We start from the raw sequence: 19,621 nt of genomic DNA on the forward strand, positions 1-19,621 counted from the left end.
ACCTACGAGTTAACTGTCGAGGGTGCGATCTTCGCGGGGATGGCGGTGTTCTCGTCCACGTGGTAGCTCGCACAGACACGGTGGTAGCCGTCGGCGATCTGCGCCGGTACTCCGGCGCGGAAGTCTCCCTGCACCAGCAGGATCGGCGACAGCGTGATCCCCTTGCGGATCTTCAACAGGTCGGCAGCCACGTGTGGGTTGTCGACCGGAAGCAGAGGGAGCCCAGCAGCCCGCAGGATGTCTTTGGCCTTCTTCGAGACCAGCGTCGCCGTCTTGAGGGCGTACACGAGAGCTTGGACCTGAACCGGCGTCGCGCCCAACTGGAGGTAATCGCGGGCCGCCGGGTAGTCGTGCTCGTCCGGCAGGTCCTTCCAGAGAACGGCGGGAGCCTTCTCGGCTACCTTCGGCTCTGCTGTCTTGGGAGCCTTCGGCTGCGCTGCCTTCGACGCCTTCGGCTGGGCTGCCTTCGACGTTTTGCTCTTGGCCATCTGTGCTGTTTCCTTCAGTGTCGGTCCGCGAGTGGAGCTGGTGCAGAAATCGTGCACTATCAGCGCCGCAGGCACCACATCGGAGCTGTTTGGCCCCCTAGGCGGCGGGTAATCAGCAGACTGCGGGGGAACGAGCAGGAGGCGAAGCAATGAAGCGGATTCTCGCAGTGCTCGCAGCGCTGATCCTGGCGGTGTTCGCACTGACCGCGTGCAGTGACAACAACGATTCGTCGGACAACGATTCGGCCGATCACGACGGCATGGCGATGACCAGTATGCCGATGACCAGCATGCCGACCAGTATGTCGATGCCGAGCATGCCTCTGGGTATGTCGACGCCGGGAGCGTCGTCGATGGGAATCGTGATCAGCGGCTTCGAGTATTCGACGCCGGAGTCGGTGATGCCCGGACAGGTACTGACCATTCAGAACAACGACACCGTCGAGCACTCGGTCACGTCCGATACCGCGGGGTTGTTCAACGAGGACATCGAAGCGGGTGAGACGGAAACCATCACGGTGCCGAACGAGCCTGGAACGTACACGTTCCACTGCACCTACCACCCGAGCATGCACGGCACCTTGACGGTCAAGTAGAGGTCGGCCCGTCCGGCGTAGCTTTTGCTCCGGAAACTTCGGCGGCGCGCAGCCGATCAGGCTGGTGGAGAACAGATCCGGGTGTACGGTTTTCAGGTGCGCCGGAGAACAGCGATCAGTGTCGTCACGCTCGTGGTTTGCGCCCTCGGCTTTTCGCCGCCGGCGCTCGCGGATTCACCGAACGGCTCGTATTCGTCACAGCTGCTGTACTTCTCGGTCGATGTCGGGCCTGAACTCTCGACGCCGTGCACCGTCGTCGGTGAACTCTTTGTTCCCGATGGTGTCGACGCTGACAACCCAGCTCCCGCGATCCTGACCACCAACGGGTTCGGCGGTTCGTACAAGGACCAGATTCCGGCCCTGCAGAACTTCGCCGAGAACGGGTACGTCGGACTGACGTATTCGGGATTGGGTTTCGGCGGCTCGAGTTGCAAGATCACCCTCGACTCTCCCGCATACGACGGTGTCGCCGCTTCCCAGTTGGTCAGCTTCCTCGGCGGCCAAGAAGGGATTGCCTTCACGGATCAGGCTCTGACGCAGCCCTATCCGGCGCTCACCGCGGTGGTTCAGGACTCCGTCGATCACACCGGTGCACCGTCGACGAACGACCCGCGGGTCGGAATGACGGGTGGCTCTTACGGCGGCGGCATTCAATTCGCCGCCGCGAGTGTCGATCCCCGCATCGACACCATCATCCCCATGATCACCTGGAACGATCTCTCGTATTCTCTGGCGCCCAACAGCACCGGGACCATCTCCGGAGTGTCGACTGCGGAGCCGGGAGCAGCGAAGGTGCTCTTTGCATCGCTGCTCTTCGGCGCGGGCATCGCGAATCCCGGTGTGGACGGTTACATCGCAGATCCCGCACGGCTACCCGGCTGCCCGAACTACGTCCCTTACATGTGCAACGCGATCGCCGAGGCAGTGGTGACCGGCGATATCGGACCGCAAGTAGTGAGTGAGCTCCGAGCGTCGTCGGTCTCGTCGTTCGTCGACCGGATCAACATTCCGGTACTGCTTGCTCAGGGGCAACAGGACACCCTGTTCGATCTGAACGAGGCAACCGCGACTTACGACGCGCTGAAGGATCGTGGCGTCGATGCCAAGATGATCTGGCATTCGTGGGGGCACAGCCACTTGGCCGCTGCGCCGGGCGAGTTCAGCTTCTCCGCACCCGACGAGGATACCCAGTACGAGACCGGTCGCTTCATGGACTGGTTCGATCACTACCTCAAAGACGAGAACACCGAGACCGGCCCGGAATTCGCGTATTTCCGCAACTGGATCGACTACGAGGGAAACGCGGCACCGGCCTACGCGACGTCCGACACCGTCGATGTCGGGACCGCTCGCGCCTTCCATCTGTCCGCTGACGGGGGACTGCTACCGGACGGCACGCCGGTGATACCGGGTTCGAAGACGATCGTCACCGCACCGGCTGGGCTGCCGACGGGCGTAGAGCCACTCAATATCAATCCGGCCGGAAACATTCCGAATGCACAGATTCCGGGAACCGAGGCGCTCTGGACCACTGCGCCGATGACCGAGGCGATGGACGTGGTGGGAGCTCCCACTGTGACGCTGCGTGTTGCGGCGCCCGGACAGCCGGTGGTGTTCGCGAAACTCTACGACGTGGCTCCGGACGGAACTTCCTCGCTGATCAACGGACTCATTGCGCCCATACGCATCAGTGATCCGTCGCAGCCGGTGCCGGTGACGATGCCGGCGATAGTGCACCGATTCGAGCCAGGGCATTCCGTGCGTCTCGCGATCACCGGTGGCGACATCAGTTTCCGTGGGGGACTGCAAGGTATGCCGGTGACGATCTTTGCCGACGGTTCCGGCCCCCTCGAACTTCCCGTCGTGGGCTGATACACCGTGGGCTGAATTTCAGCGGGTGATGGTTCGACTGTCGCCGCGGAACTCGGCCACGACGGCGTCGCCATTGCGAACGGTCACGTCGTAGATCCCACTTCGGCCGCCTCGAGCCTTCTCGGTGGCGACCGCGGTCAAGGTGTCGCCCAGACGGGTCGGACGCAGAAATCTGATGTCCGCGCGCGCTGCAACGGCTGAATCCTCGTAGCCGTTGCAGGCGAGCGCAAACGCGGTGTCCGCGAGCAGGAAAACATAACCGCCGTGTGTGATTCCGTGACCGTTCACCATGGTTTCGCCCACGGTGACGGTCACGGTTGCGCTACCGGGCGCCAGCTCGGAAATCTCGATACCGAGTGCCTGCGATGCCTGGTCCGCGTCGAACATCTCTCTGGCGGTGATGCTTCCTGTACTCACGAGACAACTCCTGTGTGATCGGGAAATTGCAGGGGTCTAGAGGACCGAGACAACTTCCTGGACATACATGTCGACCGTGCCGGTGGCAAAGTTTGCGACATCTTTTCCAGCGGCGCCCATCTCCGGGGACTTCAGGCCGCTCTGCATAGTCTCGAGATCGGGAAACTCGAGGTTGGCGACGGCATAGAAGACTGGATCGGAGCCGTCCAGCGTCGAGCACTTGCTGAACGTGAAGTCCGAGAGCCCTGGCACTGCGCTGGCGAGCGGGACGTGGGTCTCGTTGTAGTACTTGTCGAAAGCCTCCGGATCGGTGGGGCGTCCGTAACACACTGCTACTCGATAGGTCATGTGCTTTCAATTCCCTTCGGGGCGAGTCTTGGCTACCAGAGTCAGGACGTCGTATGTCGCGACCGGATCGTTGTTCTGGTTCGTCACCACGGCGTCCCAACGAACCTCACCGTAGTCGGCGCTGCTGCGAGGTGTGATGGTCTTGGCTGTGAGGGTGACCGTCAGGCTGTCTTCGGCTTTGACCGGAGTCAGGAACCTGAGGCTGTCCACGCCGAAGTTCGCGAGAACCGGGCCGGGAGCCGGGTCGACGAACAGGCCCGCAGCGAGTGAGACAACAAGATAGCCGTGCGCGACGATGCCGCCGAAGAGTGGATTCGCCGCAGCGGCCACCGGATCGGTGTGAGCGTAGAAGGTGTCACCGGTGAACTCTGCAAAATGATCGATGTCTGCGAGTGTGACCTGGCGCGGACCGCCGACAACAGTGTCACCGATCTTCAACTCGGCGAGACTCTTTCGGAATGGATGTTCGGATCCGGTCGTGCGCTGCGATCCGGTGAACCAGCGCCCGCCGACTGCGGTGAGGACGTCGGGTGTGCCCTGTACGGCGGTGCGCTGCATGTGGTGCAGAACTCCGCGGATGCCACCCAGCTCCTCACCGCCGCCGGCACGGCCGGGACCGCCGTGTACGAGGACTGGAAGGGGAGAGCCGTGGCCGGTGGATTCCTTGGCGTCGTCGCGGTTCAGCACGAGCACTCTGCCGTGAAAAGCTGCGAGGCCCAGCACCAGTCGACGTGCGATGTCGGTGTCGGCAGTGACCACCGAAGCGACGAGGCTTCCCTCGCCATGGGCCGCGAGTTCGATCGCATGATCGATGCCGTCGTATCCGATGACGGTGCTGACGGGTCCGAAGGCCTCCAGTTCGTGTACCTCGTGCGCATTCTCTTCCGCCCGGAGAAGGACTGGGGAAAGGAAGGCTCCTGACTGGCCGTCGGCACCGACCACGTCGACGTTGTCCGGGTCTCCGAATACGATAGTTGCCGACTTCGTCAGACCGCGAATGGATTTCAAGACCTCGTCACGCTGTTCGATGCTGGCGAGAGCTCCCATAGTGACGCCATCAGCATCGGGGTGTCCCACGACCACTTTGTTCAGTCGCTCGGATGCGGCATCGACAACGGCGTCGACCAGCGAGAGCGGGACCAGGGCGCGCCGGATCGCCGTGCACTTCTGGCCCGCCTTGACCGTCATCTCGGTGACGAGTTGTTTGACGTACAAATCGAATTCGGGCGTTCCTGGTACGGCGTCCTCGCCGAGGATCGACGCGTTGAGTGAATCGGCTTCGGCATTGAAATGGACACCCTTGCCGACGACGTTCGGGTGAGCACGCAGCGTTGCTGCGGTGTCGGCGGATCCGGTGAATGCCACTGAGTCCTGCCCGCCGAGGTGATCGAGGAGGCCGCGTGCACTACCGGAGAGCAGTTGGACGGAACCCTCTGGGAGCAAGCCTGACTCGATGATGCGCCGGAAGACGAGTTCGGTGAGATATGCCGTGGAACTGGCAGGTTTGACGATGGACGGCACCCCCGCGATGAATGCCGGTGCCAGCTTCTCCAGGAACCCCCACACCGGGAAATTGAAGGCGTTGATCTGCACGGCGACGCCGCGACGTGATGTATAGATGTGTTGCCCGAGGAAGGTTCCGCCCTTGCCGAGAGGCTCGACGTTTCCGTCCAGAAAGACTGTGCTGTCGGGCAATTCGCGCCGAGCCTTGCTCGCGTAGCTCAGCAGGGTCCCGAATCCGCCGTCGATGTCCACCCCGGAATCTCGCGTCGTCGCGCCGGTGGCAGTGGAGAGTGTGTAGAACTCGGCTTTTCCTGCCATCAACGTGAGGGCGAGAGCCTTGAGCGCGCCGGCACGTTCGTGGAAGGTCATCGCGGACAGTGCAGGCCCGCCGACCTCGCGGGCGTACGTAACCATCTCGGCGAGGTCGATGCCGGTTGCGGAGATCCGGGCCACCTCCGATCCGTCCACTGCGCTCGGCAACGGGGTACCTGCGTCCGGTGCGGCGTACCACTGACCGGCCACATAGCTTTCCAACAGTCTGCTCACGACAACTCCATCTCACCGTACGTTCGGTCGGTAATTACGATCGCCCGGTAACGCCGCGTTGTCAAGGATTCGGCAGAACTGCCTGGAGTCAGGCCTTGCGAAGTCCGTCGAAAGTGACGGCGACGACCGCGTCGGCGATGTCGGAGACGGACTCACCCGCTCGGGGTTTGTACCACTCGATCAGTGAGTTGACGGTGCCGAACATCAGCTTGCTGGCGAGGGCTGGTTCGATGTCCGGGCGCAAGTCTCCCTCCGCTGCGGCGGACGCGACGAGACCTCCGACGAAGTTGTCGAATTCGCGTCGACGAGCTAGCGCGGCGCGCTCGACCGTCGTGTTGCCGCGGACGCGCAGGAGCAGGGTGACGTATGGAAGCTCTGCGACCAGCACCTCTACGCTGCGCCGGACCAGGTATTCGAGCCGGTCGATGTACGGACCGGTGGTGGCGCCCTCTTCGGTCGTGACCGCAAACAGGGCGTTGAGGGCACGCGAAAGGGCGAGTTCGAGAAGTTCTGACTTTCCGGACACATGGTGGTAGATCGAGGACTTCGTGATGCCGAGTTTCTTGGCGAGCACCTCCATGCTGGCGCCGTCGTAGCCCTTGTCGTTGAACACCTTCACGGCCACGGCCAGGAGCGAATCGAGGTCGTAGCCGGGACGTCCGGGGAGGCCGGTGCGTCGAGTGGGGCGTGCCGTAGTCATGTCCCCATCTTCTCAGTTCGGGCAAAGCTGTGCACCATCCTCGTTCTCACCCTTGCCAAACGACCGAATGTTCGGTTACTAATGGAGAAGAGCGAGAAGGAGCGAATGTGAACACCCTGCACGTGGACGAGCGCGAGGATCGCGTCGTGGTCACCCTCGACAGGCCCGCGCAACGCAATGCGATCAACGCGGAAATGATCGACGAACTGCATCAGGTTTGTGGACGCCTCGAACGGGATCCGAAGCTGCTCCTGCTTGCGGGGCGCGGCGACCACTTCGCAGGCGGCGCTGACATCGCGGAGCTCCGAGAGCGCGGACGAGAGGAAGCGTTCGCGGGTATCAACCGCACGCTGTTCGACCGAATCGGAAAGCTCCCGCTTCCCACCGTGGCCGCCGTGAGCGGCTACGCGCTCGGCGGTGGGGCAGAGTTGACCTACGCCTGCGACATTCGCATCGCGACAACGACGGCGGTCTTCGGGAATCCGGAGCCCAATCTCGGCATAATGGCAGCCGCCGGCGCCAGCTATCGATTGCCGAAGCTCGTCGGCGTCTCGATCGCGAAGCAGGTGCTCCTCGGTGCCAGGAACCTCGACGCCGAGCAGGCGCTACGAGCGGGCCTGGTTGTCGAGGTAACCGAACCGAACTGCCACGTCGACGCAGCGCATCGGCTGCTCGACCGCATTTCCCGACTGTCCCCGCTGGCACTGCGATTGACCAAGATCATCGTCGATGCGCCGGGATCGCATCCGTTTGCCGACGACATCGCCCAGGCCGTCCTGTTCGAGAGTTCGGACAAGCGCGATCGCATGACGGCCTTCCTGGAGAAGAAATCATGACTGAAGCAGTTGCACCGAAGACCGTCGGAGTCATCGGCGGTGGACGCATGGGTGCGGGTATCGCCCAGGTGTTCGCCAGTCTCGGCGGGGCGGTCACCATCGCGGAGAGTGGCGACACCGCGGCCGCGTTGCAGCGTGTTTCCGCCGGCCTCGACAGAGCTCACGAGCGAGGGAAACTCGACGACCAGGACCCCGCGACGGTGCTGGCGCGCGTGAGCACCGTGGACGCAGTGACCTCGTTGCCGCCGTCGCTCGACCTGATCGTCGAGGCGGTCCCGGAAATTGCGGCCCTCAAGGTCGAGGTGCTCGCCGCTGCGGAAACCGTTGCCGGAGAAAGCACCGTGATCGCCAGCAACACCAGTTCCATGTCGATCGCCGAACTCGGCGCAGCGCTGACGGATCCGGGCCGGTTCATCGGTATGCACTTCTTCAATCCAGTCCCGGCGTCGCTGTTGGTCGAGATCGTCCGGGCGCCTCAGACCCGCCCCGAGGTTGTCGACTCGGTACGAGCATGGGTGTCGATGCTCGGCAAAGCCGAGGTGCTCGTCAACGACTCACCTGGTTTTGCAACCAGCCGGCTTGGTGTCGGTCTCGGGCTCGAAGCCATCCGCATGCTCGAAGAGGGTGTGGCGGACGCGGAATCGATCGACCGAGCAATGGAATTGGGGTATCGGCATCCGATGGGCCCGCTGCGTTCGACAGATCTGGTCGGGTTGGATGTGCGCCTGGCGATAGCCGAACACCTCGCGAGCACGCTCGGTGATCGATTTGCACCTCCAGCACTGCTGCGAGAGAAGGTGGCTCGCGGCGAGTTGGGGCGCAAGACGGGACAGGGTTTTCACACATGGAGCTGAACCGAACTGCCTGCGAAAGGAACATCGATGACTGACGTGATTCGCTTGGAGATCGAGCGAGGTTTGGCGACAATCACTCTCGACCGACCCAAGGCCGCCAATGCCGTCAACGGCGAAATGAAGTCTCAGCTGCTCGAAGCGTTGCTGCAGGTCCACACGGACGCAGAGGTTCGAGCGGTGTTGATTCTCGCCGAAGGCAAGAACTTCTGCGTCGGTCAGGATCTGGGCGAGCACGCTGCAGCGTTGGATGCTGATCCTGCGCACGCGATGGATACCGTCGAGGCGCACTACAACCCCATCGTCACGGCGCTGTCGACGCTCTCTGTCCCGGTCGTGGTGGGTATCGGCGGAGCCTGCGTCGGGGCCGGGTTGGGAATCGCGTTGGCCGGAGACATCCGTGTCGTGGGGGCTCGCGCGAGCTTTGCGACGGCATTCACCGGCATCGGTCTGGCCAGTGACTCCGGGCTCAGTCATGCGCTCGTGCACGCGCTCGGACCTAGCCGCGCCAGTGGCCTGATGTTGCTCGGCGACAAGTTCGACGCGCAGAGCGCGCTGGAGTGGGGCTTGGTTCATCGCGTGGTGGCCGACGAGGACGTCGCAGCTGAGGCTCGGGTACTCGCGCGTCAGCTTGCCGACGGACCCACCGCGGCCTTCGCCCACGTGAAATCGCTGATCCGTGCCGTTGCTCCTGGGCTTTCCCAGACGCTGGCGGCCGAGGCGAACGCACAGGTGGAGCTGGGTTCCACGGCAGATCATCGAGGCGCAGTCACGGCTTTCCTGTCGAAGCAGAAGCCGGTTTTCGAGGGCCGCTGATTTCTGGTGCGGCGAAAGATTCTCTTGTGTGCTGGGACACCTCGGTGCATACTAGTTACCAACCGATCATTCGGTAATAAAAGGTAGGTACGATGACCAACGTGGAAGCTCCACAAGACCTGCAGAACCTGTTCGACGAGACGATCGCGGCAGACCAGCGCATCGAGCCTCGCGACTGGATGCCGGACGGCTACCGCAAGACTCTGATCCGCCAGGTCGCCCAGCATGCGCATTCCGAGATCATCGGAATGCAGCCCGAGGGAAACTGGCTCACCCGTGCGCCTTCGTTGCGACGCAAGGCGATCTTGATGGCGAAGGTCCAGGACGAAGCCGGGCACGGTCTGTATCTCTACTCCGCGGCCGAGACGCTCGGTGCCGATCGTGGCGATCTGACCACCAAACTGATCGAGGGAAAGCAGAAGTACTCCTCGATTTTCAACTATCCGACGCTGACATACGCCGACGTGGGTGTGATCGGCTGGCTGGTCGACGGAGCTGCTATCTGCAATCAGGTTCCGCTGTGCCGCAGCTCCTTCGGGCCGTATGCGCGCGCGATGATCCGTGTGTGCAAGGAGGAATCGTTCCATCAGCGGCAAGGCTTCGAGCTGTTGGCGACGATGATGCGCGGCACGGAAGCTCAACGGGCAATGGTGCAGGAAGCCGTCGACCGATGGTGGTGGCCCGCTCTGATGATGTTCGGACCGCCGGACGACGAATCGCCGAACACCGAGCAGTCGATGAAGTGGCGCATCAAGCGGCACACGAACGACGAACTGCGGCAACGATTCGTGGACATGTCGATACCGCAGGCCGAGATACTCGGTGTGACCTTCCCTGATCCCGACCTGCGCTGGAACCCCGAGCGTGGCGCACACGATTTCGGCGAGCCGGACTGGAGCGAATTCATGGACGTGGTCCGCGGCAACGGAGCGGCGAGCGTCGAGCGGATCACCAATCGGAAAGCCGCACACGACAACGGGGCCTGGGTTCGCGACGCCGCGTACGCCTTTGCACAGCGCGAGAGACTCGCGCACGATCGCACGACTGGGGAAACATCATGAGCGAGAACGATCAGGTACAGCGCGATCAGGTGCGGGGCGAATGGCCTTTGTACGAGGTATTTCTGAGGGGAAAGCGCGGACTGAACCACGTGCATGTCGGATCCCTGCGCGCGGCAGACGATCAGATGGCCCTACGCCACGCGCGCGACGTCTACACCAGACGTAACGAAGGCGTGAGCATCTGGGTCGTGCCGTCAGCGAACATCGTGGCTTCGAGTCCGGCAGAAAAGGATCCGTTCTTCGCGCCGAGCGGCGACAAGGTCTACCGGCACCCGACTTTCTACGACATCCCGGACTCCGTTCCGCACATGTGAGAATCACTTCGACTTCGAGGACCAACAGATGAACGATCACGACAGTGCCTACGACGGCCTGGTCGACGGTGACGGCCACGGTCAGTGGGCGTTCGGAACGAGCTTCGACGACCCCCTCGCCGGCGTCGACACCACGGTGCCAGGCGATGTCGATCTCGGTGCGCTGGCGCGCTACTGCCTCATGCTCGGCGACGACGCGCTCGTCAGTTCGCAGCGACTCGCCGAATGGTCGACGCGGGCACCGGAACTCGAAGAAGAGGTAGCTCTCGCCAACGTCGGCCTGGACTTGATCGGGCAGGCCAGGCTGCTGCTGGCTCGCGCGGCAGCAGCCGATTCCACTGTGGTTCCGTTCATCTCCGATACGTCACCGGTGCCGGCTGAAGATGCGCTTGCCTTCTTTCGTGATCAGTTCGGTTTCCGCAACGTGAGACTGGTGGAACTCGCCAACGGCGACTTCGCACACACGGTCGTTCGGCTACTCGTGTTCTCGACCTGGCGGCTGGCGCTGTTCGATCGGCTGCGCATGTCGCGCGATCCGGTTCTCGCAGCTGTGGCGAACAAGGGCGTCAAGGAACTGACCTATCACCGCGACTACGCGGCAAGATGGGTCGTCACCTTGGGCGCCGGCACGGCAGAATCCAAGCGTCGGACGGCCGACGCCTTGCTCGAGATCTTCCCGTTCGTGGACGAACTCTTTGTTCCCACTCAGGACGAACTCGTCTTGGCAGAAGTTGGCGTCGGAGTGGACCCGCGTACTGTTCGGCCGGAGTTCGACGCTGTTCTTGCCCAGGTCCTCCATGCAGCCGAAATGGAAGAGCCCCCTTCGCGTTTCTCCGGTTTCGTCGGCGGCCGCGGCGGGCGTGCCGGACTGCACACCGGGGCACTGGGGCTACTTCTCGCCGAAATGCAGAGCGTCGCTCGGGAGCATCCGGAAGGGGTGTGGTGACCGTGACTGCCGCTACCGTCTCTTCCGCTACTGTCTCTTCGGCGCAGGAGATCGTCGCCTCGGTGATGGATCCGGAGATGCCACTGTTGACCTTGGCTGATCTCGGCGTCATCCGATCGGTCGACGTCGAAGCGAACTTGGTCTGTGTGACAATCACTCCCACCTATTCCGGGTGTCCGGCGATGGCGACGATGCGAGACGACATCGAGCACAAGCTGACCGACGCGGGGTACGGCAGCGTCCAGATCAAGACTCAACTGTCGCCGCCTTGGAGTTCGGATTGGATCAGCGAAGAGGGGCTCGCGAAACTTCGGACGGCCGGGTACTCGGTGCCGGGGGCCGCGCCGCGTCGCACCTCCGGCCCGATCGCCTTGACCTTGACGGCCAAGCCGCGCGACATCCTGTGCCCCCAGTGCGGTTCGGCAAACACCAGACTGAGTTCGGAATTCGGTGCGACCCTGTGCAAAGCGCTCTATCGCTGCCTCGACTGCCTCGAGCCGTTCGATCACGTGAAGGAGATCTGAACAGATGAGTACCGCAACGACGAACCGGAACAAACCATTTCACCCGTTGACGGTCGCCGGTGTCGAATCACTGTGCGACGACGCAGTTGCCGTCACCTTCGACGTGCCTGCCGATATCACCGATCAATTCGACTTCGGCGCCGGGCAGTCACTGACACTGCGGCGGATGATCAACGGCGTCGAACACCGTCGCTCCTACTCGATCTGTGCACCGGTAGGGGCGTCTCCACGGGTGGGGGTTCGCGAAGTGGCAGACGGACTCTTCTCCTCCTGGTTGGTGCGAGACGTCAAGGCCGGGGATCGAATCGACGTCCAGGGCCCATCTGGCAATTTTGTCGCCGATCCGGCATTGGGTGGACGGCACGTTCTGATCGCGGCGGGCTCCGGAATCACGCCCATGTTGTCCATCGCTGCAACACTGCTGGTGAACCCCGAGGCCGATGTCACCCTGCTGTACGGGAACAGGCGCACCCGTTCGGTCATGTTTGCCGAAGAAATCGCCGACCTGAAGGACCGGTACGGTGCACGCCTGGACGTTATTCATGTTCTCTCTCGCGAGCCGCGCGAGGTCGAGTTGTTCTCGGGCCGTCTCGACGCCGACCGGTTGCGCGAGATCTTCATCTCTCTCGTTCCGTGCGACCAGGTCGACGGCTTCTGGTTGTGTGGTCCGTTCGGGATGGTCAACGACGCCCAGGAAGTACTGGCCGGCTTGGGAATTGCCAAGGATCGCATCCATCACGAGCTGTTCTACGTCGACGACGTCGCGCCGCCGGTCGCGGTGCATCGTGAGCCCGGAATTGTGGGACCAGGCAGCGAGGTCACCATCACGCTCGACGGTCGATCGACCACCGCGACACTTCCGCGAGACCAGTCGATTCTCGATGCAGCGGAACAGTACCGATCGGATCTGCCCTTCGCGTGCAAGGGCGGGGTCTGTGGAACGTGTCGCGCCAAGGTCACCTGCGGTGACGTCGAGATGCGCAGGAACTACGCACTCGAAGACTACGAAGTCGACGCGGGTTTCGTACTGACCTGCCAGACCTTCCCTGTCGGTGAACAGATAACAGTCGATTTCGACGCCTGACCGCCCGCACAGCGCCCTCACTGAGCCCACCGGAGACAATCATGACCGAACTCGTCACTGCTACTTCGCAAGAAATCGAATTTGCCAGTCGGGACCGCATTTCGACGCTCCAACTCGAGCGGATGCAATGGTCCCTGATGCACGCGTACACCAATGTTCCGCACTACCGCAAAGCTTTCGACGACGCCGGCGTCCACCCGAGCGACTTGAAGGATCTGAGCGATCTCGCGAAGTTTCCCTTCACCACCAAAGCGGATCTACGTGAGAACTATCCGTTCAAGATGTTTGCGGTGCCACAGGACCGGGTCTCGCGAATTCACGCGTCTTCGGGGACCACCGGTCGCCCGACGGTGGTGGGGTACACGAGCAACGACCTGAACAACTGGGCCGATCTCATCGCGCGCAGTCTCTCGGCCGGCGGCGTGCGGTCTTCGGACAAGGTTCACGTGGCTTACGGGTACGGTCTGTTCACCGGTGGGTTGGGAGCACACTACGGTGCGGAGCGCTTGGGCTGCACGGTCATTCCCATGTCCGGTGGCATGACCGAGCGGCAGATTCAACTGATCGAGGACTTCGAGCCCGACGCCATCATGGTGACTCCGTCGTACATGTTGACCATCGTGGATGCGATGATCAAGAAAGGCATCGATCCCTCGAAGACCTCACTGAGGGTGGGAGTTTTCGGAGCGGAGCCGTGGACCGAACAGATGCGTACCGAGCTGGAACAGCAACTCGACATGCATGCGGTCGACATCTACGGACTCTCCGAGATCATGGGCCCGGGTGTGGCAATGGAATGTGTGGAAACCAAAGACGGGCTCCATATCTGGGAAGACCACTTCTACCCGGAGATCATCGATCCGGTCACGGGCGAAGTGCTGCCGGACGGTGAAGAAGGTGAGCTGGTTTTCACCTCTCTCACCAAGGAAGCGCTGCCCATCATTCGCTACCGAACCAGGGACCTGACCCGTCTGTTGCCGGGTACGGCGCGCTCGATGCGTCGGATGCAGAAGGTCACCGGCCGGACCGACGACATGATCATCCTGCGTGGGGTCAATCTGTTCCCCACACAGATCGAAGAGCTGATCCTGACCGTCCCCGCCCTGGCACCCCAATTCCAGTGTGTGCTGGAGCGTCCGGGCCGGATGGATACTCTGACAGTGCGCGTCGAGGCTCGTCCTGACGCGGCAATTTCCGCTCATGCGGCAGCGTCTTCGGCGTTGCAGAAGCTGGTGAAGAACAAGATCGGTGTCACGGTCGAGGTGAGCGTTCTCGAACCCGGCGGACTCGAACGCTCGATCGGCAAAGCGCGTCGTCTGATCGACCAACGTCCGAAGGACTGAAACTACTCCAGGGCCATGCGGGTGGCGAAGATTCCGAGAATGCCACCAGCTAGCCATTTCTGAGCCCGCATCCACACCGGACGCGCCATGAGGAAGGTCGACACGGCTGCCGCACAGCACACGATCAACGCGTTGACGGTGACTGCGACCAGGATCTGCACGCCGCCGAGTACGAGTGCCTGTTGCCAGACCGGACCCGCAGTGGGATCGACGAACTGGGGGATCAGGGCCGCGTACATCAGCGCAATCTTGGGATTGAGCAGATTGGTGGTCAACCCCATCCCGAACAGACGGCCGCTACCGTGGCGGTCGACCTCGCCCACCTCGAAAGCGGACTTCCCACCTGGTCGGAGTGTCGACCAGGCGAGATAGGCCAGGTACAGGGCACCACCGATTTTCACCGCGGTGAACACCGTTGGTACGGCGAAGAGAACCGCCGTCAGCCCTGCACACGTGGCGGTGAGGTAGACCAGGAAACCGGTTGCGACTCCGCCGAGCGAGATCAAACCCGCCCGGCGGCCCTGGCTGATGCTGCGGGACACCAGATAGATCATGTTGGGGCCCGGTGTCAGAACCATCGCCAGGGCGATCAGCGCGACTCCCGTCATCGACGCTGACGTGATCATGTCGGTCTCCCACTACTCGATGCGTATGTTTCGTCGAGTACACAAGGGTTTGCAGTCGCGCGCCAAGGTCCAGTTCGCAGGCAGTGGTCCGCTCAGGTGTTGGCCCAGCTGTCGGGCCCGAAGACCTCGTAGTGGATATTCTGTGCCGGGACGTCCCTTTCGAGCAACGATGCGCGCATCGCCAACATGAACGGCATCGGCCCGCAAAGGAAGGCTTGGGTATCGGGCTCCACTGCAATACCTTGCAAATCCGCCCGTCCTTCGTGAACCGATCCGAACGCAACGTGCGTGCCGAGATCCTCGTACCAACGGTGCAGGGTTGCGGCGGGAATCTGGTCGACGAGTGTGCTGAGTTCTGCGCGGTGCGCGTGATCCGCAATGGATCGATCCGCATGGATGACAGATACCGAACGGTCAGCGCCGGTGTCCACGAGATGATTGAGCATCCCGATCATCGGTGTGCAACCGATTCCGGCCGACGCGAGCAGGAGCGGTGAGTTGTCGTCCGGCATGGTGAGATCGCCGAAAGGTGTGGTGACGGAGAGTTCTTGACCTTCGAATACGTTGTTGTAGAGGAAGTTCGACACTTCGCCATCGGGAGTTCCGGAGATTCGCTTGACGCTGATCCGCCAGTCTGCGCTGCTCGGTATCGAACACAGGCTGTATTGACGGATCTGGCGGGCGCCGTCGGGCAGCGTAACCCCGACCGAAAGGTACTGTCCGGGAGCGAAGGTGGGGAGTGCGCTACCGTCGAGCGACGTGAGCGTCAGTGAGACGGTGTCGGCGGACTGAAGAACTCGTTCGCTGATCCTTACCGTGCGCCAGACGTCACCGGCGTCGACGCCGGCGAGTTGGTAGAGGCCACGCTCCATCGTGATGAGGGTTTCCGCCATCAGCCAGTAGACCTCGTCCCAGGCTGCCGCGACGTCGGGAGTGACTGCATCGCCGAGTATTTCGACGATCGCGGCAAAGAGGTGTTCGTGCACGATTGCGTACTGGTCGGGAGTGATTCCCAGCGACGCATGCTTGTGGGCGATACGTGAAAGTATGAGATCGACCTTGGCGCTGTCCGGCTCGAGCTGAAGCGTCGCGAATGCCGCGATGGCGCCGGCGAGAGCCTTCTGCTGTTCGCCCTGTTTCTGATTGCCGCGATTGACAAATCACGTTCGAGTTCAGGATGTGCGTCGAACATCTTGCGGTAGAACAGGGTTGTGATATCGCCGATGGCGGCGCCGACCACGGGAAGGGTGGCGCGAATGACCTCGGTTGACTGTGGGGAAAGCATGAGCTGCTCCGTTCGGTCGAAATTCGATTGATCAGCCTGCTTCGTCGCTCCGGGTGGTGAGGCGTAGCAGGACAGTTTTGGACGGCTGCCGGATGACGTCTTCGATCGTGACCGCGTCGAGTGAAACGAAAAACGCTTCCTGTGCTTCGCGCAACGCACTTCGAAGGAGGCAACCTCCGCGCAATGGGCACGGTTTGTCGCCTTCGCAGTCGACGACTTCACCCGGGCCTTCGAGGCGTCTGGCCAGCCAGCCGATGGTGGCGGTGCGGCCGAGTTCGGTGATGGAAAGCCCACCGCCGCGGCCGCGCCTGGTTGTCACGATGCCGAGCTCACCGAGCCGTGTAACCACCTTGGTGGCATGGGAGTACGACACGTTGAGCTGCTGCGCAACATCCCGGGTACTGGGGGAGGCATCCGCGTCGAGTACTGCCAACCGCATGACGACGCGCAATCCCAGATCGGTGAACTGCGTCAGTTGCATGATCTGAACCTACATAATTCGCATCTGAAATGACTATTTATGTGAGGGGGATCTCGAGGTGTCCCAACCAGGGCGAACGGTACGTTCGGCACCTCCAGTGCGCTGAACGTGCCGTTCGCTCAGAGACGGGCGGCCGAACCCCCGGCAACGACGCCGAGAAAGTGTGGTGCTCGCCAACCTCGCGCCGCAAAGTCGCGGCTCACCGATGCGATGACCTCCGCTCCGCTTCCTTCCGGAACCAGCGCGATGGCTGAGCCTCCGAATCCGCCGCCGGTCATCCGCGCACCGATCGCGCCGCCGCGTCGTGCTGCGGCAACGGCGACGTCGAGTTCATCGCACGAGACCTCGAAGTCGTCGCGCAACGAGGCGTGCGAGTTGTCGAACAGCTCGCCGACGTCACTGAATCTGCTGCTGCGCAGAAGTTCTGCGGTCTTCCGCGTCCTCTCGATCTCGGTCACGACGTGCCGTGCCCGCGCCCGGAGGATCGGGTCTCGCACTGTCTCGGCCTGGTCTGCTGTAGCCTCTCGCAAGCTGCCGACGCCGAGAGCTGCTGCTGCAGCGACGCATTGAGAGCGCCGCATTCCGTACTGTCCGTCTGCGAGCGAGTGTTTGACCCGGGTGTCGATGACGATCAGTTCGTACCCTGCACCGTGGAGTTCGAAAGGTATGGGTTCGGTGGATCCGTCCTGGCAGTCCAGCAGGAGCGCAGTCGAGGGCTGAGCAAAGAGGGCAATGGTTTGATCCATCCCTCCGGTCGGTGCGCCGACGCCGTCGTTCTCGGCCTGGATGCACACCTGTACCAGCTCATCGCGGGCGAAAGGTGAATCATGAAGTTCGTTGACGGCCAACGCAACCGAACAGGTGAGGGCAGCGGAGCTCGATAGCCCGGCCCCGACCGGTACCGACGAGTCGACGGCAAGATCGATTCCTTCGATCGGGAGGCCTCTGCGCGCAAGAGACCACAGAACGGCTGTGGGGTAGGCGGCCCACCCTGTGGCGATGTCGCCGAGGGGCCCGGTGTACGTCTCGGCGGATTGCCGACTGTGCACGCGGACGACCCCGTCGCTGCGCAGTGCGACGGCAACCAGTGTTCGCTGCTCGAGAGCGACCGGTAGGCACAATCCACCGTTGTAGTCCGTGTGTTCACCGATCAGGTTGACTCGACCGGGTGCCGCCCACACTCCGGTTGCCGGATAGCCGTAGGTGGCGTGAAACTGTTGGAGCACAGAATTGTTCGAGACGGTATCCACTATTTCAACTCCCGTAGACGGGCCGCGACTGCCTCGGGAACGGTGTCGTTCACCCAGGCGCCCATGGCGGACTCGGACCCGGCGAGGTATTTGAGTTTGCCCGGTGCGCGCAAGATCGAGAACAGCTGAAGATGCAGTCGGCCCAGAGGTCGGTTGATGCGGACGGGAGCTTGGTGCCAAGCCGCGATGTACGGTACCCGGTCGACGCCCGGATAGAAGCGATCGATACGGCGTAGGACATCTTGGTAGACGACCGCAAGCTCCTCGCGCTCTTGGTCGTTCAGGGAGGGGAGGTCCGGGACGTCTCGGTGCGGTGCCAGGTGAATCTCGATGGGCCATCGTGCGGCGGTCGGGACGTAGGCGCTCCAGTGATCTCCGTCGTAGATCAACCGGGCCTTGTCCTCGCGCTCGAACGCCAGAACATCGCCGAGTAGTGAGCGACCGGTGCGCTCGAAGTGTTTGTGCGCCTGCGTCAGCATCGATCGGGTGCGTGGCGTGACATACGGGTATGCGTAGATCTGTCCGTGTGGATGGGTGAGTGTCACCCCGATTTCTTCGCCGCGGTTCTCGAAGCAGAACACTTGTTCCACAAGCGGATCCGCCGACAACTCTTCGGTCCGAGAAATCCAGGCACCCACAATCGTGCGCATGCGTTCGAGTGGAAGCTCGGCGACGGACGCCGTGTGATCGCTCGAGAAGCACATCACTTCGCAGTGACCGGCCGCTGGGCGATCGCCCGCACCGTCTCCGGGACTGTCAATGTCTTCCTCGGGCGCCGCGGCAAAGCTCGGAAACCGATTCTCGAACACCGCGACGTCGTAGTCTCCGTCGGGTATCTCTGTGGGCGTGCGTGTTTCGTCGGTCGGGCACAATGGACATTCGGCGGCGGAGGGGAGATGTGTCCGTGTCATGCGATGCGAAGCCATGGTGATCCACTCCCCGGTGAGAACGTCGAATCTCATCCGAGACGAGTGGTCGAGAGCCGGCAATTCGCGGGAATCTCGCGCAGAGTGGGCGCGGGCACTGCCGGCATCGTCGAAGTAGAAGATCTGACGCCCGTCGGCGAGGGTGCGACGGGTCGGATCCTGCTTGGGTGTCATGCGTCGACTTCCCATTCCAGAACACCCTTGCTGACAACGGGTTTCCACACTCCGATCGTTGATCCTGTTTCCAGCGCTACGGCATGGGCGGCCAGCATTACCGAGATGGACGCCCAGATCGGACCGCCGTTGTCAGTGGCGTCCGAGGCATACTCGGTCACACAATGGTGGAGTGCGCCGCTACGGGTGTCCACGAAGTAGTGGTACTCGTCCAGTCCGGCAAAGGGAACGAACGAGGGGATGAACATGGTTGCGGCAGTGCCTGCGTCGCGTTGATCGTGTCGATCCATCTCGTCCTCGGCGTAGAGGTCTGGATTCTCGTAGATCGTCTCGTCCCACGTTTCGAGCAGAGTGAGACGAACTTCTGTTGCGACGTCTATGGGGTAGAAGAACTTGTCCGGGAGCACGCTGCCGAGAAAGAGGCCGGTCCGGTCGTCGTGGGTCAGGCTGCCGTTGTGGACCCGATACAGGTCGCGAAGTTCCTGGGGCCACGTGACGCCGGTCGAGGCTTCGAATTCCTCGATAACGGCGTCACCGAGTCCTGGTTGAAACGCTGCAGCCGTCACCGGTGCGTTTGTACGGCACCACGCTTCGATTCGGCTCCATTCGTTTGCAACGCTCATGGGCTTTACGA

21 protein-coding genes and 1 pseudogene are annotated in these 19,621 nt (G+C 62.4%); 11 read left to right on the top strand and 11 right to left on the bottom strand.

The annotated features are described in order from the left end of the window. Positions 1 to 2: 2 nt before the first annotated feature. Complete coding sequence (locus tag V3587_RS21470) at positions 3 to 365, bottom strand: hypothetical protein (RefSeq protein WP_283377168.1); 363 nt, start codon at positions 363 to 365, stop codon at positions 3 to 5. Between the two features lie 272 nt (positions 366 to 637). Between V3587_RS21470 and V3587_RS21475 the strand changes: the two genes are divergently transcribed. Further along, complete coding sequence (locus V3587_RS21475; protein ID WP_003943263.1) at positions 638 to 1,084, top strand: cupredoxin domain-containing protein; 447 nt, start codon at positions 638 to 640, stop codon at positions 1,082 to 1,084. A gap of 81 nt (positions 1,085 to 1,165) precedes the next feature. Next, entirely contained in the window at positions 1,166 to 2,956 is a 1,791-nt protein-coding gene (locus V3587_RS21480) for a CocE/NonD family hydrolase (RefSeq protein ID WP_162114107.1), read from the top strand. 18 nt (positions 2,957 to 2,974) lie between these two features. On the opposite strand, the gene paaI is transcribed toward V3587_RS21480, so the two are convergent. The 4 genes from paaI to V3587_RS21500 form a co-directional block, all read right to left on the bottom strand. After that, entirely contained in the window at positions 2,975 to 3,343 is a 369-nt protein-coding gene (gene paaI, locus V3587_RS21485; protein WP_047269444.1) for a hydroxyphenylacetyl-CoA thioesterase PaaI, read from the bottom strand. Between the two features lie 66 nt (positions 3,344 to 3,409). Continuing rightward, on the bottom strand, positions 3,410 to 3,721 hold the full coding sequence (locus V3587_RS21490) for an EthD family reductase (RefSeq protein ID WP_283377153.1): 312 nt from the start codon (positions 3,719 to 3,721) through the stop codon (positions 3,410 to 3,412). Positions 3,722 to 3,727: 6 nt separating this feature from the next. After that, positions 3,728 to 5,770, bottom strand: coding sequence for a phenylacetic acid degradation bifunctional protein PaaZ (paaZ, locus tag V3587_RS21495; RefSeq protein WP_211921675.1), 2,043 nt, complete (start codon positions 5,768 to 5,770; stop codon positions 3,728 to 3,730). A gap of 88 nt (positions 5,771 to 5,858) precedes the next feature. After that, entirely contained in the window at positions 5,859 to 6,470 is a 612-nt protein-coding gene (locus tag V3587_RS21500; protein WP_007730612.1) for a TetR/AcrR family transcriptional regulator, read from the bottom strand. Positions 6,471 to 6,577: 107 nt separating this feature from the next. Between V3587_RS21500 and V3587_RS21505 the strand changes: the two genes are divergently transcribed. The 9 genes from V3587_RS21505 (at position 6,578) to paaK (ending at position 14,245) form a co-directional block, all read left to right on the top strand. Further along, a complete protein-coding gene (locus V3587_RS21505) occupies positions 6,578 to 7,306 on the top strand; it encodes an enoyl-CoA hydratase/isomerase family protein (RefSeq protein WP_007730615.1) in 729 nt (242 codons plus the stop codon). Further along, complete coding sequence (locus V3587_RS21510) at positions 7,303 to 8,160, top strand: 3-hydroxyacyl-CoA dehydrogenase family protein (protein ID WP_007730617.1); 858 nt, start codon at positions 7,303 to 7,305, stop codon at positions 8,158 to 8,160. The genes V3587_RS21505 and V3587_RS21510 overlap by 4 nt, the downstream gene beginning before the upstream one ends. A gap of 27 nt (positions 8,161 to 8,187) precedes the next feature. Then, positions 8,188 to 8,973, top strand: coding sequence for an enoyl-CoA hydratase-related protein (locus V3587_RS21515; RefSeq protein ID WP_007730619.1), 786 nt, complete (start codon positions 8,188 to 8,190; stop codon positions 8,971 to 8,973). A 92-nt stretch (positions 8,974 to 9,065) separates the two neighbouring features. Continuing rightward, entirely contained in the window at positions 9,066 to 10,034 is a 969-nt protein-coding gene (gene paaA / locus V3587_RS21520; RefSeq protein WP_007730621.1) for a 1,2-phenylacetyl-CoA epoxidase subunit PaaA, read from the top strand. Then, positions 10,031 to 10,348, top strand: a complete 318-nt coding sequence (gene paaB, locus V3587_RS21525; RefSeq protein WP_007730622.1) for a 1,2-phenylacetyl-CoA epoxidase subunit PaaB — start codon at positions 10,031 to 10,033, stop codon at positions 10,346 to 10,348. The genes paaA and paaB overlap by 4 nt, the downstream gene beginning before the upstream one ends. Positions 10,349 to 10,376: 28 nt before the next feature. Further along, a complete protein-coding gene (paaC, locus tag V3587_RS21530; protein WP_007730623.1) occupies positions 10,377 to 11,294 on the top strand; it encodes a 1,2-phenylacetyl-CoA epoxidase subunit PaaC in 918 nt (305 codons plus the stop codon). Positions 11,295 to 11,359: 65 nt separating this feature from the next. Continuing rightward, positions 11,360 to 11,818 carry a 1,2-phenylacetyl-CoA epoxidase subunit PaaD gene (gene paaD, locus V3587_RS21535; RefSeq protein ID WP_047269445.1) on the top strand — a complete coding sequence of 153 codons (459 nt, stop codon included), beginning with the start codon at positions 11,360 to 11,362 and terminating at the stop codon, positions 11,816 to 11,818. Positions 11,819 to 11,822: 4 nt separating this feature from the next. Continuing rightward, the gene (gene paaE / locus V3587_RS21540; protein WP_007730625.1) at positions 11,823 to 12,902 is read left to right on the top strand and encodes a 1,2-phenylacetyl-CoA epoxidase subunit PaaE; all 1,080 of its coding nucleotides are present in this window, start codon (positions 11,823 to 11,825) and stop codon (positions 12,900 to 12,902) included. A 41-nt stretch (positions 12,903 to 12,943) separates the two neighbouring features. Further along, positions 12,944 to 14,245 carry a phenylacetate--CoA ligase PaaK gene (gene paaK, locus V3587_RS21545; protein WP_158170385.1) on the top strand — a complete coding sequence of 434 codons (1,302 nt, stop codon included), beginning with the start codon at positions 12,944 to 12,946 and terminating at the stop codon, positions 14,243 to 14,245. Between the two features lie 2 nt (positions 14,246 to 14,247). On the opposite strand, the gene V3587_RS21550 is transcribed toward paaK, so the two are convergent. The 6 genes and pseudogenes from V3587_RS21550 to V3587_RS21575 all read right to left on the bottom strand — a co-directional run bounded on the left by V3587_RS21550 (position 14,248) and on the right by V3587_RS21575 (position 19,610). After that, a complete protein-coding gene (locus tag V3587_RS21550) occupies positions 14,248 to 14,871 on the bottom strand; it encodes a LysE family translocator (RefSeq protein ID WP_007730629.1) in 624 nt (207 codons plus the stop codon). 92 nt (positions 14,872 to 14,963) lie between these two features. Continuing rightward, positions 14,964 to 16,156: pseudogene (locus V3587_RS21555) on the bottom strand (globin domain-containing protein). 31 nt (positions 16,157 to 16,187) lie between these two features. Then, entirely contained in the window at positions 16,188 to 16,637 is a 450-nt protein-coding gene (locus V3587_RS21560) for an RrF2 family transcriptional regulator (RefSeq protein ID WP_003943059.1), read from the bottom strand. 119 nt (positions 16,638 to 16,756) lie between these two features. Next, positions 16,757 to 17,887: a galactokinase gene (gene galK, locus V3587_RS21565; protein ID WP_099697153.1), complete on the bottom strand. Its 1,131-nt coding sequence runs from the start codon at positions 17,885 to 17,887 to the stop codon at positions 16,757 to 16,759. Beyond that, positions 17,887 to 18,987, bottom strand: a complete 1,101-nt coding sequence (gene galT / locus V3587_RS21570) for a galactose-1-phosphate uridylyltransferase (RefSeq protein ID WP_047269402.1) — start codon at positions 18,985 to 18,987, stop codon at positions 17,887 to 17,889. The genes galK and galT overlap by 1 nt, the downstream gene beginning before the upstream one ends. Then, a complete protein-coding gene (locus tag V3587_RS21575; RefSeq protein WP_054187516.1) occupies positions 18,984 to 19,610 on the bottom strand; it encodes an SMI1/KNR4 family protein in 627 nt (208 codons plus the stop codon). Before V3587_RS21575 ends, galT begins: the two co-directional genes overlap by 4 nt. Positions 19,611 to 19,621: the final 11 nt, after the last annotated feature.

Origin of the sequence: Rhodococcus sp. IEGM 1306 (assembly GCF_036541985.1) — a bacterium.
In the GTDB taxonomy this organism is placed as follows: Bacteria; Actinomycetota; Actinomycetes; order Mycobacteriales; family Mycobacteriaceae; genus Rhodococcus_F; species Rhodococcus_F qingshengii.